At 29.2% G+C, this 15,409-nt stretch carries 14 protein-coding genes and 1 riboswitch; of the genes, 1 reads left to right on the forward strand and 13 read right to left on the reverse strand.

From position 1 onward, the window contains the following. Positions 1 to 149: 149 nt before the first annotated feature. A complete protein-coding gene (locus CLOACE_RS03075; protein WP_070109585.1) occupies positions 150 to 1,334 on the forward strand; it encodes a dicarboxylate/amino acid:cation symporter in 1,185 nt (394 codons plus the stop codon). Positions 1,335 to 1,376: 42 nt separating this feature from the next. Here CLOACE_RS03075 and CLOACE_RS03080 read toward each other — a convergent pair whose 3' ends face one another. The 13 genes from CLOACE_RS03080 to buk form a co-directional block, all read right to left on the reverse strand. Next, the gene (locus CLOACE_RS03080) at positions 1,377 to 1,844 is read right to left on the reverse strand and encodes a COG2426 family protein (protein WP_070109586.1); all 468 of its coding nucleotides are present in this window, start codon (positions 1,842 to 1,844) and stop codon (positions 1,377 to 1,379) included. A gap of 129 nt (positions 1,845 to 1,973) precedes the next feature. After that, on the reverse strand, positions 1,974 to 3,290 hold the full coding sequence (locus CLOACE_RS03085) for a Na+/H+ antiporter NhaC family protein (protein ID WP_070109587.1): 1,317 nt from the start codon (positions 3,288 to 3,290) through the stop codon (positions 1,974 to 1,976). A gap of 97 nt (positions 3,291 to 3,387) precedes the next feature. Beyond that, a riboswitch (SAM riboswitch) is annotated at positions 3,388 to 3,503 on the reverse strand. A gap of 64 nt (positions 3,504 to 3,567) precedes the next feature. Beyond that, a complete protein-coding gene (locus tag CLOACE_RS03090) occupies positions 3,568 to 4,410 on the reverse strand; it encodes a YihY/virulence factor BrkB family protein (RefSeq protein WP_341465047.1) in 843 nt (280 codons plus the stop codon). Positions 4,411 to 4,461: 51 nt separating this feature from the next. After that, positions 4,462 to 4,896, reverse strand: a complete 435-nt coding sequence (gene dut, locus CLOACE_RS03095; RefSeq protein ID WP_101495374.1) for a dUTP diphosphatase — start codon at positions 4,894 to 4,896, stop codon at positions 4,462 to 4,464. A gap of 77 nt (positions 4,897 to 4,973) precedes the next feature. Then, on the reverse strand, positions 4,974 to 6,710 hold the full coding sequence (locus tag CLOACE_RS03100; protein ID WP_070109590.1) for an ABC transporter ATP-binding protein: 1,737 nt from the start codon (positions 6,708 to 6,710) through the stop codon (positions 4,974 to 4,976). A gap of 187 nt (positions 6,711 to 6,897) precedes the next feature. Continuing rightward, positions 6,898 to 8,724: a glutamine--fructose-6-phosphate transaminase (isomerizing) gene (gene glmS / locus CLOACE_RS03105; protein WP_070109591.1), complete on the reverse strand. Its 1,827-nt coding sequence runs from the start codon at positions 8,722 to 8,724 to the stop codon at positions 6,898 to 6,900. A 371-nt stretch (positions 8,725 to 9,095) separates the two neighbouring features. Then, positions 9,096 to 10,445 (reverse strand): phosphoglucosamine mutase, encoded by a 1,350-nt coding sequence (gene glmM / locus CLOACE_RS03110; protein ID WP_070109592.1) that lies wholly within the window; start codon positions 10,443 to 10,445, stop codon positions 9,096 to 9,098. A 153-nt stretch (positions 10,446 to 10,598) separates the two neighbouring features. Continuing rightward, positions 10,599 to 11,129 (reverse strand): 2-oxoacid:acceptor oxidoreductase family protein, encoded by a 531-nt coding sequence (locus CLOACE_RS03115; protein ID WP_070109593.1) that lies wholly within the window; start codon positions 11,127 to 11,129, stop codon positions 10,599 to 10,601. A 1-nt stretch (position 11,130) separates the two neighbouring features. Beyond that, positions 11,131 to 11,880: a thiamine pyrophosphate-dependent enzyme gene (locus tag CLOACE_RS03120; protein ID WP_070109594.1), complete on the reverse strand. Its 750-nt coding sequence runs from the start codon at positions 11,878 to 11,880 to the stop codon at positions 11,131 to 11,133. Further along, entirely contained in the window at positions 11,880 to 12,953 is a 1,074-nt protein-coding gene (locus CLOACE_RS03125) for a 3-methyl-2-oxobutanoate dehydrogenase subunit VorB (RefSeq protein WP_070109595.1), read from the reverse strand. The genes CLOACE_RS03120 and CLOACE_RS03125 overlap by 1 nt, the downstream gene beginning before the upstream one ends. A gap of 21 nt (positions 12,954 to 12,974) precedes the next feature. Further along, positions 12,975 to 13,184, reverse strand: coding sequence for a 4Fe-4S binding protein (locus tag CLOACE_RS03130; protein ID WP_070109596.1), 210 nt, complete (start codon positions 13,182 to 13,184; stop codon positions 12,975 to 12,977). A gap of 129 nt (positions 13,185 to 13,313) precedes the next feature. Beyond that, on the reverse strand, positions 13,314 to 13,976 hold the full coding sequence (locus CLOACE_RS03135; protein ID WP_070109597.1) for an ATP-binding protein: 663 nt from the start codon (positions 13,974 to 13,976) through the stop codon (positions 13,314 to 13,316). Between the two features lie 359 nt (positions 13,977 to 14,335). After that, entirely contained in the window at positions 14,336 to 15,403 is a 1,068-nt protein-coding gene (gene buk, locus CLOACE_RS03140; protein WP_070109598.1) for a butyrate kinase, read from the reverse strand. Between the last annotated feature and the right edge of the window lie 6 nt (positions 15,404 to 15,409).

Genomic DNA, 15,409 nt, shown 5'->3' on the forward strand with positions numbered 1-15,409 from the left:
AAGTATTCACTCCTCTTTGTTGTGTATTTTTGGTGGTACTTAAATATTCGACATTTTGGGGTGAATTTCCTTTTTGAATAATAAAAAAGTTAGTAAAATCAATGATTATAAAATATGAAATTTACTCAATTAATAAGGAGGGTATTATTATGCCAAAGAAAAAACTAGGTCTTATACCTAAATTAATTATTGCTATCATTCTAGGTATTATTATTGGTAAATTTGCTCCAGAATTTGTTGTAAGAATATTGGCAACGTTTAATTCAATTTTTGGTAACTTCTTAGGATTCGTAATTCCTCTTATAATCGTAGGATTCGTTGTTGCTGGTATAGCTGATTTAGGAACAGGTGCTGGAAAGCTTCTTGGAATTACAACAGGTATTGCTTATGGTTCAACATTAGTAGCTGGTACCTTAGCTTACTTTGTTGCTAAATCTTTATTTCCATTATTTATTCACACATCACAAACTTTAACAAATGCTGGTAACCCTGAAGAAAAATTATTGGCACCTTTTTTTAAAGTAGAAATGCCTCCTATAATGGGAGTTATGTCTGCGCTTATAATTGCTTTTATATTAGGTCTTGGAATAGCAGCTATAAAAACTGCTAAAGAAGGTAAATCAACTTTATTTGAAGTATTTGTTGAATTCCAAGCAATTGTTGAAAAAACTATAACTTTTGTAATTATACCTTTATTACCATTCCACATAGCAGGTATATTTGCAAATATGACTTACGCAGGTGAAGTTACTAAAATTTTATCTGTATTCTGGAAAGTATTATTAATAGTACTTTGCCTACATTTTATAATCATATTACTACAATTTACAATTGCATGTGCATATGGAAAGAAAAATTTAGTAAATTGCTTAAAAAATCAAATTCCTGGATACTTAACAGCAGTAGGAACTCAATCTTCAGCAGCTACAATTCCTGTAAATGTTAAATGTGCAGAAAACAATGGAGTATCAAAAGGTATAAGAGAATTCGTTGTACCTCTATGTGCTACTATACATCTTTCTGGTAGTACTATAACATTAACATCTTGTGCTATAGCTGTTATGATGCTTAACAACATGACATTTACTGTAGGACAAATGTTTGGATTTATAGCTATGCTTGGTATTACAATGGTAGCCGCACCAGGTGTTCCAGGTGGAGCAGTAATGGCAGCCCTTGGAGTTCTTCAATCAAACTTAGGTTTTTCTGAAGCTCAGCTTGCACTTATGATAGCTCTTTATATAACTCAAGATAGCTTTGGAACAGCTTGTAATATCTCTGGAGATAATGCTATAGCTATTATAGTAGATGGTATATATAATAAAAATAAATAACAAATTAAAATGGACAGCTGTTAAGCTGTCCATTTTAATTTGTTAAAAAGAAAGAAACCATTTAGAAACTGATGGAAAAACAACGCAAAGAACAGTTATAATACTAGCAGAAATCAACCCTCCTAAAGCTGTACAAATTAATGATTTCTTAAAATCTAATCCTAGGAATGCTGCTATAGCACTTCCTGTCCAAAGACCTGTAGTAGGCAAAGGTATAGCTACAAAAGTAATTAATCCCACTTCTTTATATTTTTCTATCTTTCCTGAATTTTTTTGTATCTTATTTTCTATAATATTGTTTATTCCATTAAATATTTTATATTTTTTCATCCATTTAAAAATAGAATTAAATAAAAATAATATAAATGGAACTGGAATGAGACTTCCAATAAAACTTACTAAAAAAACTGAAATAGGATTCAAATGATACATAAAAATACCTATAGGAATTGCTCCTCTTTGCTCTATTAAAGGTACTGCAGATATGAAAAATGTCTTTAATAAATTCATAAATATACTCTCCTTCTAAAATAAAAAGTAACATAAACTACGCTAATTTTACTATAAAAATAAAATTAAATAAAGGCATACTAATCAAAATAAATTAATTAGTATACCTTTAAAAATATTCTACATAACTTAAGCTGTTTTATTAGCATATATATCTTTATTAGAATCCAATTTTGGTAATCCTAAAGCTATTGCTATTATACAACAAACAACCATCAAATAAGGATAATATAAATATTTCATTATAGCAAAAGGTGATAATTTTGCTAATCCTGAAGCTGCTAAAAGTTGAGCTCCATAAGGTATTATACCTTGTGCAAAACATGAAAATGTATCAAGTATACTTGCACTTCTTCTAGGGTCTATGTTATATTGTTCAGAAATATTTTTAGCTATAGGTCCTGCAGTAACTATAGCTATAGTATTATTAGCTGTACAAAAGTCTACTAAAGTTATTAATATACCTATACCAAATTCTGCTCCCTTTTTACTTTTAATTTTACTAGTTATAAAATTCAATAGAAAATCTATTCCACCATTAAACTTTATCAATTCAACAGTTCCTCCAACTACTATAGAAATTATAACTAACTCTGACATACCACCTATTCCCTTAGCCATTGCTTGCATTAATCCCATAATATTAAAAGAACCGTAAACTAAACCTATAGTACCAGCAAATAAAATTCCACCTATTAGCACTAATAAAACATTTACCCCTACTAAGGCTGCTACTAATACTGCTATATATGGCAATACTTTTACAATACTATAAGAATAATTTTTTGATAATACATGATTATTTCCTGAAGTAACAACTGCAAATATAATAGCTGTAATAATTGCTGCTGGAATTACTATTTTAAAGTTCATTTTAAATTTGTCTTTTAGTTCACATCCTTGAGTTCTTGTAGCAGCTATAGTTGTATCTGATATCATAGAAAGGTTGTCTCCAAACATAGCACCACTTACTATTGCTCCTACAACCAAAGGTACAATTATTCCTGTTTTTTGTGCTACACCTACTGCTACTGGTGTTAAGGCTACTATTGTTCCCATAGAAGTACCAATAGATAAAGAAATAAAACATGCTATTATAAATAATCCAGCTATTAGTATATTACTTGGTAATATAGACAGCCCTAAATTAACTGTAGAATCTACTGCTCCCATTTCTTTAGCTACCTCAGCAAAAGCTCCTGCTAATATAAATATCAAACACATTAATATAATATTAGAATCTCCGGCACCCTTACAAAAAGCATCAACTTTATTAGTTATGCTTTCCTTCCTATTCATAAACATTGCTAATATAGCAGAAATTACAAATGGAACTATTACAGGAGTAGCATAAAAATCATTAAAAGCTATAGAACTCCCTAAATAAATTGCAACAAAAACTAATAATGGTAATAAGGCTAAAGCATTCCCCTTATTGTTTTTCATAATATTTTTCCCCCTAACTTTATAATTACATTTCTTATTTTTAAATTTTTACAATAAAAAAACTTCTTGCAGATAAATACAAGAAGCTATCCTCATATTCTTATCTGCCAGGTATTACCTGCTGGAATTGGCACCGAATAAGTATATTAAATATACTATACTTTAGGTTGCCGGGTTTCACAGGGCCAGTCCCTCCACCACTCTCGATAAGAAGCATAATATTCTCTTTTATATAAGTCAATTATATAGTTTACTATAGTAATTGTCAATACAATTACTAAATATCTTTTTCCTTTTTTTTATATTCATCTTTTTTATCAATAGCTAATACAGCATTTATTTCTCCTCCAATCAATATTACCATTGACGTTAAGTATAGCCAAGTTAACAATACAAAGACTGCTCCTAAACTGCCGTATAGTCTTGAATAATTCGCAAAATTATTTACGTAAAAGGCAAATCCTAGGGAAGTTATAATCCATCCTACTGTTGTAAAAACAGAACCTGGAATAACTTCTTTCCAAGTAAGCCTTCTACTAGGTAGATAGTGATAAAAGCTCATAAATACAAATGATTCCATAGATATAATAATCATATACCTAACTATATTCCAAGTAAATTTAAATAACTTGGGATAACCAAATTTAATAACAAACATATTTCCAATTATCTCACCAAAAACTAAAAACAATATAGTTGCTATAATTAATAAGCCCAGTGTTAATGTGCTGACTACAGAAATTAATGTAACTGATACTATAGATCTTTCTTCTTCCTCATCGTAGGCTTTATTAAGACCTTTTATTATAGCTCTAAATCCACTAGAAGCACTCCATATAGTAATTATTATACTAAAAGATAATAAATTAGGACTTTTAGTATCTACAATTTCTATTACTACATTATTAATTAATTGAAAAACAGCTTCTGGAAAAGCTTGTTGCATTTCTCTTAATACATCTTGACTAGTTAAAGAACTATATCCTACTAAAGTCATTAAAAATATTAAAAAAGGAAAGAAAGATATAATTAAATTATAAGATAATTGTGCTGCTAAAGCAGTTATATCATCATCAACAAATCTATTTATTAAACTTTTTATATCTTTTTTTAAATTCAAGGCTATCAATCCTTTTAATATGAATACAATATATATTATAGCTTATTTGTACTATTTTATTCCTGTTGAACCAAAACCGCCTTTACCTCTTTCAGTTTCAGTTAAATTATCTACTTCTACCACATTTACCTTTAAAACAGGCTTTATAACCATTTGTGCTATTCTCATTCCTTTTTCTATTTTGAAATCTTTTTTTGAATGATTTATAAGTATAACCCCTATTTCTCCTCTAAATCCTTCATCTATAGTTCCTGGAGTATTCAATACTGTAATAGAATGTTTAAGTGCAAGTCCACTTCTTGGTCTCACCTGAGCTTCTGTATCTTTAGGAAGTTCAATTTGAATTCCTGTATGTATTAGTGAAGTTTCTCCTGAAGGTATTATTTTATCTTCTGCAGAATATAAATCCATACCTGCATCGTCTTTATGTGCATATTTGGGAATTATTGAATCCTCTCTTATTTTTCTTATTTTTAAGTTCATTATACTATTTCTCCCTTCTTAAAAGTGCTGTAATTTAATTTTGATTTCTTTAGCAACATAATAAATCTTAAATAACATTGTTACTCTTGTTGAAATTGCATATTATATAAATAAGCATATATTCCATTTTTACTCAAAAGTTCATTATGACTTCCAGACTCCTCTATACCCTTTTCTGTAAGAACTAATATTTCATCTGCATTTTTTATAGTGCTTAATCTATGAGCTATAACTATAGTTGTTCTATTTTTAGCTAATTCATTAAGAGATTTTTGTATATAATATTCATTTTCATTATCCAGTGCAGAAGTAGCTTCGTCCAATATAAGTATAGGCGGATTTTTTAAAAATACCCTAGCAATAGATATTCTCTGTTTTTGTCCACCAGATAATTTTATACCTCTTTCACCTACAAAAGTATCGTATTTATTATCTAAATTCATTATAAATTCATGAGCATTAGCTTTTTTAGCTGCATCTATTATTTCTTCAAAACTACAATTTGGTTTACCATAAGCTATATTTTCTTTTATAGTTCCAGAAAACATGTATACTTCTTGTTGTACAATTCCAATAGCATTTCTTAAACTTTTTAATTTTACATCCTTTATATTTAAACCATCCACTTTTATAGTTCCTTCATCAATTTCGTAAAATCTAGGAATAAGACTACAAAATGTAGTCTTTCCTCCACCAGAAGGTCCCACAAGGGCTATATTTTTTCCTTTAGGTATTTTTATGTTTATATTTTTTAATATAGTTTTTCTGTTATCATAACCAAAAGATACATTTTCAAACTGAATATCACCTTTTACATTTTTAATTTCTACTGCTTCCTTTTTATCTTCTATATCAGGTTTAGTATTCATAATTTCTAAAAATCTTTCAAAACCAGTTATTCCCTTTTGAAATTGCTCAGTAAAATTTACAAGTTTATCTATAGGGTTTAAAAATATATTTATATATAGTATATATACTACTAAATCAGAAACTCTCAATTCTCCTAAACTTATAAAAATTCCTCCTAATAATACTACTGAAAGATACAATATTCCTTGAAAAAAATTATTTCCACTAAAAAATTTGCCCATTATAAAATAGCCTGTTTCCTTAGTATTTAAAAACTGTTCATTTCCTTTTTGAAACTTAGTACTTTCTATATTTTCATTTGAAAAAGATTTAACTATTCTTATTCCTGACAAACTATCCTGTATCTGTGCATTTACATTAGCTATTTTTTCTCTATTTTTCTTAAATACATGCTTCATTTTTTTATTGTAAAAATAAGAAAAATAAATCATTGTTAATGTTATAAATAAAAGTGATAATGTTATTTTTATATTTATGCTGAACAAAATTATAAAAGCTCCTATTATTTTTAGTAAAGATATAAATACATCTTCTGGACCATGATGAGCTAATTCTGATATATCAAATAAATCTGTAATAATTCTGGACATAAGTTTTCCTGTATTTGTATTATCATAATAAGAAAAAGATAACTTTTGAAGGTGATTAAATATATCACTTCTCATATCTGCTTCCATTCTAGCTCCCATTATATGTCCCCAAGATGTTATGTAATATTGGCAAAAGTATCTTACTATGTACATTAAAAACATTGCCATACCTATATATATTACATATGTAAATATAAGTTTTTTATTGTTTAAAATATAAATATCGTTTAAAAGATATCTTACTATAAGTGGAAATAATAAATCTATAAAAGATAAAGTTAATGCACAAAACATATCTGCAAAAAACATATTTTTATAGGGTTTATAGTAATTCATAAATTTTTTTAAAGTACTCATATTCTGCCTCCTAATTTTAAAGCTAATTGTATATAAAAATTTAGTAAAATCTCTTCACTATTCAAATTGTGTAAAGTTCTAGTGGGTAATTTTATTTTGCTTAAATTATACATAAAAAAGTCATGCAATTTAGGAATTTTCAGCTCAAAATCACATGACTTTTTTATTACAAATTTATTTTAAATACCTATTCTACCGTAACAGACTTAGCTAAATTACGTGGCTTATCTACATCGCAACCCTTTTTAACTGAAGTATAATAAGCTAATAATTGTAGTGGTATTACTGCTAAAAGTGGTGCAAATAAAGAATTAACTTGTGGAATATATATTACTTCATCTGCTGTCTTTTCTACATTAGAACTTCCTTCCATAGCTAAAGCAAGTACTTTTGCTCCTCTAGTTTTTACTTCCTTTATATTACTTACCATTTTTTCGAATAAATAATCTTGTGTAGCAATAGTAACTACCGCTGTACCATCTTCTATTAGTGCTATAGGTCCATGCTTTAACTCTCCACCTGCATAAGCTTCAGAGTGTATATAGGATGTCTCTTTAAGCTTTAATGAACCTTCCATAGCAACAGCATAATCTAATCCTCTTCCTAAGAAAAACATATCTTTATACTCATATACTTTTGAAGCAAAGTTTTTTATAGATTTTTCGTTTTCTAAGACTTTATTTACTTTCTCTGGAATATTTAATATTTCTTCTTTTAATATTTCAATTTGTTCTTTACTTAATATATTTTTATTTTCTGCAAAAAATAATGCTATTATATACATAGCTACGAGCTGAGTTTCATAAGCTTTAGTAGATGCTACAGCTATTTCTGGTCCTGCCCAAGTGTATAATACATCATCTGCTTCCCTAGATACAGTACTTCCCACTACATTAGTTACTGCTAGCACTCTAGCTCCCAATGCTTTAGTTTCTCTTAAAGCTGCTAATGTATCTGCTGTTTCTCCTGATTGGCTTATAACCATCATTAAAGTGTTTTTATTTATTAAAGGCTCTCTATATCTAAATTCAGAAGCTACCTCTACTTCTACCGGTATTTTAGCTAATTTTTCTATTACATATTTTCCAACTATTCCTGCGTGATAAGCAGTTCCGCAAGCCACAATATATATTTTATCTATGTTTTGTATTTGTTCTTTTGTAATTTTTATATCGTCTAAAGTTATAGGTTTCCCTGGCATTACTCTAGATGTCATAGTATCTTTTATTACTTTAGGTTGTTCATGTATCTCTTTTAACATAAAATGTTCATATCCGCCCTTTTCAGCAGCATCTGCATTCCAAGTTACATGATATATGTCTCTTTCTATTTTTTCTTTGTTTGCAGATAATAATTCTACTCCTTCTTTATTTATTACTACAAACTCATTATCTTCTAATAAGTATATATCTCTAGTATAGTTTAATACTGCAGGAATATCTGAAGCTATAAAATATTCATCTTTTCCTAATCCCACTATTAATGGACTGTCTTTTCTAACTGCTATTAATTTATCCGGCTCTAAACTTGAAACTACTCCTATAGCATAACTTCCTTCTATTTTTTTAATAGTTTTTATTACTGCATCTAATAAATCTCCTTCATAAAAATAATCTATTAGATGAGGTATAACTTCTGTATCTGTTTCCGATAAAAATTTATGTCCTTTTCCTGTAAGCCATTCTCTCAATTCTATATAGTTTTCAATTATACCATTATGAACAACACTTATTGTTCCTTTTTCATTACAATGAGGATGTGAATTAAAATTAGATGGTTGTCCATGAGTAGCCCATCTTGTGTGTCCTATACCTATGCTACCTGCTACAGGATTTCTATTAAGCTCATTTTCAAGATTTTTAAGTCTCCCTTTACACTTTGTAACATTTAAATTACCATCATTTATTATTGCTACACCAGCTGAATCATATCCTCTATACTCAAGTTTGCTTAATCCTTCAACTAAAACAGGTGCTGCTTGTCTTTTACCTACATAACCTACTATTCCGCACATACATTAATCTTCCTTTCTTTAACAATACATAAATATTATATTAACACCTAATTGATATTGTTCCAAAAATCACTTTTCAGTTTTATCAATCTTTAACGGTAGTGTTATACCGTGGGGCATCCGCCGAACATTTCGATACTCCCCATCCTCGTCAACTTAAAATATCTACATTTTAAGTCCTGGCGCTTTTAATTTATACTATTTATTTTAAAAACTCATTATATTTTTTCATCACCTCCTTATAGCAATTAAATAAATTATATTTAATTTAATATCCTTGGTCAAGTAAAAACACTTAAATTTCCATGAACATTTTATTAAATAAATATAGTAATAAAATACATAAAATATTTTACTACTATATTATAATGTTAAAAATTACACTTTTTTTCTATTAAAGAAGCTATGTCTTTTGCTATATCAGTTATTTCACTTTGATTTTCCCCTTCTAACATAACTCTTACAAGGGGTTCTGTACCTGAAGGTCTTATTAAAACCCTGCCTTTTCCATTTAATGCTTTTTCTGCTTGTTCTATTTTTTGTGATATTTCTTTATCAGTTATATATATATCTTTTTTATCATTAGGCACCTTAGCATTTATCAATACTTGAGGTAACTCTTTCATAATAGAAGCTAATTCAGATAATTTTTTATTGTTTTTCTTAACTATAGCTGCTAATTGAAGTGCTGTTATAAGTCCATCTCCTGTAGTATTGTAATCTAAGAATATAATATGTCCAGATTGTTCTCCTCCAATTTTATATCCTTTTTTTATCATCTCTTCTAACACATATCTATCTCCAACTTTTGTCTTTGATATATTTATTTTTTCTTTTTCTAAAGCTATGTATAAACCCATATTGCTCATTACAGTAACTACTAGTGTGTTTTTATCTAGTTTATTATTATCCTTTAAATATTTACTGCAAATTGTCATTATGTAATCTCCATTTATTATATTGCCTTTTTCATCTACAGCAATACATCTATCTGCATCACCATCAAACGCAAATCCAAAATCACATCCTTTTTCAATTATAAAATTTATAAGTGATTCTGGATGAGTAGAACCTGCATTTTTATTTATATTAAACCCATTAGGATTATTATTTATAACTAACACTTCTGCTCCAAGTTCCTTAAAAGCATTAACAGAAGTTTTATATGCTGCTCCATTAGCACAATCTAAAGCTATTTTAAGACCTTTTAAATCTACATCAATAGTAGATTTTGCAAAATTTATGTAATCTCTTTCAGCTCTTTCCTCTATAGTTCTTCTTCCTAACTCTTCTCCAATAGGAGAAGGTAGACTATGAAATTTATTTTCTATTATATATTGTATTTCATCTTCTAATTCATCAGATAATTTATATCCCTGTGAATTAAAAAATTTAATTCCATTATATTCTACTGGATTATGAGAAGCTGATATAACTACTCCAGCATCTGCACCATATTTTCTGGTTAAATATGCTACAGCTGGTGTTGGAACAACTCCTATACAAACTGCTTCTGCTCCTACTGATAATATGCCTGCTACTAGCGCATTTTCTAACATATCACCAGAAACCCTTGTATCCATTCCAACTAGTATTTTAGGTTTGTTAGCTTTATTTGTTAAAACATAAGCTCCAGCTCTACCAAGTTTATATGCTATATCTACAGTTAATTCTTTATTGGCAACTCCTCTTACTCCATCTGTACCAAACATTCTACCCATAACTATACCTCGCCTTTCTTTTAATATATGCATATAAACATTATAGTATAAAAATTATATTATAACAATATAATATAATTTCATCAATATAATTTAAAATAGACTAATTTAATAAAAAAACATCTGGAAATTTCCAGATGTTTTTTATTGAAACTATTTTGCAAATTCAGCACCTTTTAATACAGCTTTTTTATTTGTTTCATAGAATTTTTCTTTACCATGAGCTTTTAAAGCTGCTAATATTTCATCCATTGAAACTATTTTTGTCTTAGCAACTAATGCTCCTAAAAGGAACATATTAGCTATTTTAGGACTTCCTAATTCCTTAGCTAAATCTTGAGCAGGAATTTTTATTACATCTATATCTTTTCTATTAGGTTCTCTAGTTACAAGGTTACTATCCATTATTAATACTCCACCTGGAGCTATCTTATCTTCAAATTTATCTAAAGAAGGTAAATTCATAACTACTACAGTATTAGGTTTAATAACTATAGGAGATCCTACTGGAGTATCTGATAATATTACAGAACAGTTAGCTGTTCCTCCTCTCATTTCTGGACCATAAGAAGGTAACCATGAAACATTTAAGCCAATATCCATTCCAGCATAAGCAGTAAACTTACCCATAGATAATATTCCTTGTCCACCAAAACCTGCAAATATCATTTCTTGTGATGCCATTCTATTTCGCCTCCTCAGTATTATCTTTTTTTACACCTAGAGGATAATATGGTATCATGTTATCTCTTAACCATTGTAGTGCCTCTTGTGGTGATAATCCCCAGTTAGTTGGGCATATTGATAATACTTCTACTAATGAGAAGCCTTTACCAGCTAACTGATTTTCAAAAGCTTTCTTTATAGCTTTTTTAGCTTTAATTATATTTGGAACTGTGTCTACTGATACTCTTTCAACGTAACAAGCACCAGTTAATGTAGCTATCATTTCTGCTACTCTTACAGGATAACCTGCAAGTTTAGGGTCTCTTCCATAAGGTGTAGTTTCTGTAACTTGTCCTGGTAATGTTGTAGGAGCCATTTGTCCTCCTGTCATACCATATATACAGTTATTTACGAATATTGTTGTTATATTTTCTCCTCTTGTAGCAGCATGTACTATTTCTGCTGTTCCTATAGCTGCTAAGTCTCCATCACCTTGGTAAGTAAATACTACTGAATCAGGATTAGTTCTTCTAATACCAGTAGCTACTGCAGGTGCTCTACCATGTGCTGCTTCAAACATATCACAGGCAAAATAATTATAAGCTAAAACTGAACATCCAACAGGTGCTACACCTATAGTTTTATCTAAAACTCCAAGCTCATCTATAACTTCTGCAACTAATCTATGAATTATTCCATGAGTACATCCTGGACAATAATGCGTAGATACATCAAGTAAGGCTTCAGGTTTCTTAAATACTACAGCCATTATTTGTCACCCCCTAATATATCTTTAACTTTCTTTAGTATATCCTCTGGATCTGGAACCATACCACCAGATCTTCCATAGAAATCTACTGGCTTTCTACCTGCAGATACTAACTTAACATCTTCAACCATTTGTCCACAGCTCATTTCAACTGATAGATATCCTTTTTTAGTCTTATCTATTGTCTTTTCAAAAGCTTCACATGGGAATGGCCATAATGTTATAGGTCTTACTAAACCTAGTTTAATTCCTTCTTTTTCTGCTGCATCTATAACGTTTTTGCATATTCTTGAAGTTGTTCCATATGCAACTAATATTAAATCATTTTCTCTATCACAGTTAAATAATTCATATTTAACTTCATTTTTTTCTATTTCATTGAATTTTTCTTGAAGATGTTCATTATGCTTTTCAAGAACTTCTGGACTTAAATATAATGAATTTATAATGTGGTGTTCTTTTCTTCCATGTAATCCATTTGCTGCCCAATCATCCTTTGATGGAATGTTTCTCTTAGGTCTTTCTTTAAATTCAACTGGTTCCATCATTTGACCAAGCATACCATCTCCCATTACCATACAAGGAGTTTTATACATATCAGCTACATCAAAGGCATCTTGTATTAAGTCTACCATTTCTTGTATTGATGATGGTGCAAAAACTGGCATTCTATAGTCACCATGTCCTCCACCTTTTGTTGCTTGGAAATAGTCTGATTGTGCTGGTTGTATACTTCCAAGTCCTGGGCCACCTCTAACTATGTTGATAATTACACAAGGTAATTCAGCACCTGCTATATATGAAATACCTTCTGCCTTTAAGCTTATTCCAGGGCTACTAGATGAAGTCATACATCTAACTCCTGTACCTGCTGCTCCATAAACCATGTTAACTGCAGCAATCTCACTTTCTGCCTGCATAAATACTCTTCCTATTTTAGGCATTTTCTTTGACATATATGCTGCAACTTCTGTTTGCGGCGTAATAGGATAACCAAAGAAAGCTTTACAGTTTGCTTTTATGGCTGCTTCGCCTATAGCTTCATTACCCTTCATTAAAACTTTTTCTCCCATAACAGAAAACCCCTCCTCTAATTATTTTTCTACTGTTATTACACAGTCAGGACACATTCTTGCACAAGAAGCACATCCTATACATTCTTTCATTTTTTCTTCTGTTACTACAGCTGGATGATAACCTTTTGCATTTAGTTTTTCTGCAAAGCTTATTATCTTTTTAGGACATACAGCTATACAGTGGCCACAACCTTTGCATTTATCTTCGTTAAAAGTTACCTTTGGCATAAGAACCCCTCCTTATATTATTCTATATATACCAATTCATGCATTGTATATAATAATTTGTCAAAATATTTTGACAAAATTATTAACTATTTTACAATAAAGCTTGTACTTATAGTGTACATTAGATTTTTACCTCCATGGTGGTTTCATATAAACATCTATTGGAAGTACTTCTCCCTCTACTTTGTCTTTAATTTTATCAACTAAATCCTTTCTACATACTGTATACTTGTGAGGAATATTAATACTTTTAGATAATTGGTGAACATTTTTATCACCTTCAATTATGTGCTTTGGCTCAGTTTCATAAGACAAGTTTGCATTGGATATTAATCCATTAACTTTGAGTCTTGAAGCCATTTCTATTTCTTTTAAATATGTTTCCACATCTTTATTTTTTGAGGTAAGAGGTCTATTATTATTTATTACAAAATACATATCGTAAGGCTCATCCTTAAAATATCTATTGTACTGACCTAATGCAATGGCTCCTTGGTCATCTCCCCCTACGTCAATTACAGTTTCATAGCTTTTATCATTAAATGCAGCATATACTTCTGGAGTAACAACCATAAGTTCTGCATTTGATAAATTTGGATCTGCTGATATTAATCTTATTCCATATTTATCCAAGATATCCTTTACACTTCTAGTACAAAAATAAGGATTTACAATATCCAAATCTACAATAGCTGTTTTTTTGCCGGTCTTTGCTAAATTTATGGCATAATTTATTGCTATTTCTGTTTTCCCACTTCCGAAATGCCCTGTAAATATTCTTATTCTACTCATCTATACTCACCTCAACTTTATTTAGAAATCTATAATTCGTAATTTGTGATATATTATTAATACATTTATTTTACATTAATTCCTAATTACAATATTAATTATAACACATATTTTTTTTCATTTCTAATAAATTTTGAATTTTCTATAATTTTTGATAGTTTATTATTGAAAACGAATACATTTTTTTATTTTGCCTTAAATAATACAATTTTACTGACCTGTTTAACATCTTAATAAATTACATTTAATTCATTTTAGTTAATAATATTCCATTTATTTATTGTATTAATTCTAATATTTTTGTAACATATTGAAAAAATAAATAACCCTATGTAAATTACATAGGGTTATTTATTTTATTAATATTCTTTAGCTTTTTCTTCGCCTTTAAGTACTCTTAATCCACCTTGTGCAAGAGCTAATAATTCATCTTCACCTGGATAAATAACTACTGGTGCAATGAAAGATACCATTTCTTTTATTTTTTCTGTTACAACTTTACTATATGCTATTCCACCTGTTAATATTATAGCATCTACTTTTCCACATAATGCTGTTGCACATTTACCTATTTCTTTTCCTATTTGATATACAAAAGCATCTAGCATTAATTTAAAATCTTTGTTTCCTGCTACAGCTTTTTCTTCTACTTCTCTAAAATCATTAGTATTTAGATAAGCTACTACTCCGCCTTTTCCATTTATCTTTTTGAACATTTCTTCTAAAGTATATTTTCCACTATAGCATAGTTTAACTAAATCTCCTATAGGAACTCCTCCAGCTCTTTCTGGTGAGAATGGACCTTCTCCATCTAATGCATTGTTAACATCTACTACTCTTCCTTTTTTATGAGCTCCAACAGATGCTCCTCCACCCATATGTCCTATAATTAAGTTTAAATCTTCATATTTTTTATTGTTTTCTTTAGCATATCTTTTTGCTACTGCTTTTTGATTTAAAGCATGAAATTTGCTCTTTCTTTCAATTTCAGGCATACCTGATATTCTTGCAACTTCATCCATTTCATCTACAACAACTGGGTCTACTATGAAAGATGGTATATTTAATCCTTTAGCTATTTCATTTGCTATTATACCACCAAGGTTTGAAGCATGTTGACCTGATACTCCAACTTTTAAATCTTCAAGCATAGCATCATTTACTGCATATGTACCGCTTTCAATAGGTTTTAAAAGTCCTCCTCTTCCTACAACTGCATCTAATGTATTTATATCAAAATTCTTTTCTTTTAGTACTTTTAATATAACTTCTTTTCTAAATTCAAATTGTTCATATATTGTTGCATATTTTCCTATTTCTTCTGCTGAGTGTCTTAAAGTTTCTTCTAAAATTTGATTTTCATCCTCATATACACCTATTTTAGTAGATGTTGAACCTGGGTTTATTATTAATAATTTGTATGACATGTTTAA

The sequence above is a fragment of the Clostridium acetireducens DSM 10703 genome (assembly GCF_001758365.1).
In the GTDB taxonomy this organism is placed as follows: Bacteria; Bacillota; Clostridia; order Clostridiales; family Clostridiaceae; genus Clostridium_C; species Clostridium_C acetireducens.

Bases quoted from the DNA above. Each gene is read 5' to 3' on its own strand.
- CLOACE_RS03075 (WP_070109585.1), top strand. From the start codon at position 150: ATGCCAAAGAAAAAACTAGGTCTTATACCTAAATTAATTATTGCTATC.
- CLOACE_RS03080 (WP_070109586.1), bottom strand. From the start codon at position 1,844: ATGAATTTATTAAAGACATTTTTCATATCTGCAGTACCTTTAATAGAG.
- CLOACE_RS03085 (WP_070109587.1), bottom strand. From the start codon at position 3,290: ATGAAAAACAATAAGGGGAATGCTTTAGCCTTATTACCATTATTAGTT.
- CLOACE_RS03100 (WP_070109590.1), bottom strand. From the start codon at position 6,710: ATGAGTACTTTAAAAAAATTTATGAATTACTATAAACCCTATAAAAAT.
- glmS (WP_070109591.1), bottom strand. From the start codon at position 8,724: ATGTGCGGAATAGTAGGTTATGTAGGTAAAAGACAAGCAGCACCTGTT.
- glmM (WP_070109592.1), bottom strand. From the start codon at position 10,445: ATGGGTAGAATGTTTGGTACAGATGGAGTAAGAGGAGTTGCCAATAAA.
- CLOACE_RS03115 (WP_070109593.1), bottom strand. From the start codon at position 11,129: ATGGCATCACAAGAAATGATATTTGCAGGTTTTGGTGGACAAGGAATA.
- CLOACE_RS03120 (WP_070109594.1), bottom strand. From the start codon at position 11,880: ATGGCTGTAGTATTTAAGAAACCTGAAGCCTTACTTGATGTATCTACG.
- CLOACE_RS03125 (WP_070109595.1), bottom strand. From the start codon at position 12,953: ATGGGAGAAAAAGTTTTAATGAAGGGTAATGAAGCTATAGGCGAAGCA.
- CLOACE_RS03130 (WP_070109596.1), bottom strand. From the start codon at position 13,184: ATGCCAAAGGTAACTTTTAACGAAGATAAATGCAAAGGTTGTGGCCAC.
- CLOACE_RS03135 (WP_070109597.1), bottom strand. From the start codon at position 13,976: ATGAGTAGAATAAGAATATTTACAGGGCATTTCGGAAGTGGGAAAACA.
- buk (WP_070109598.1), bottom strand. From the start codon at position 15,403: ATGTCATACAAATTATTAATAATAAACCCAGGTTCAACATCTACTAAA.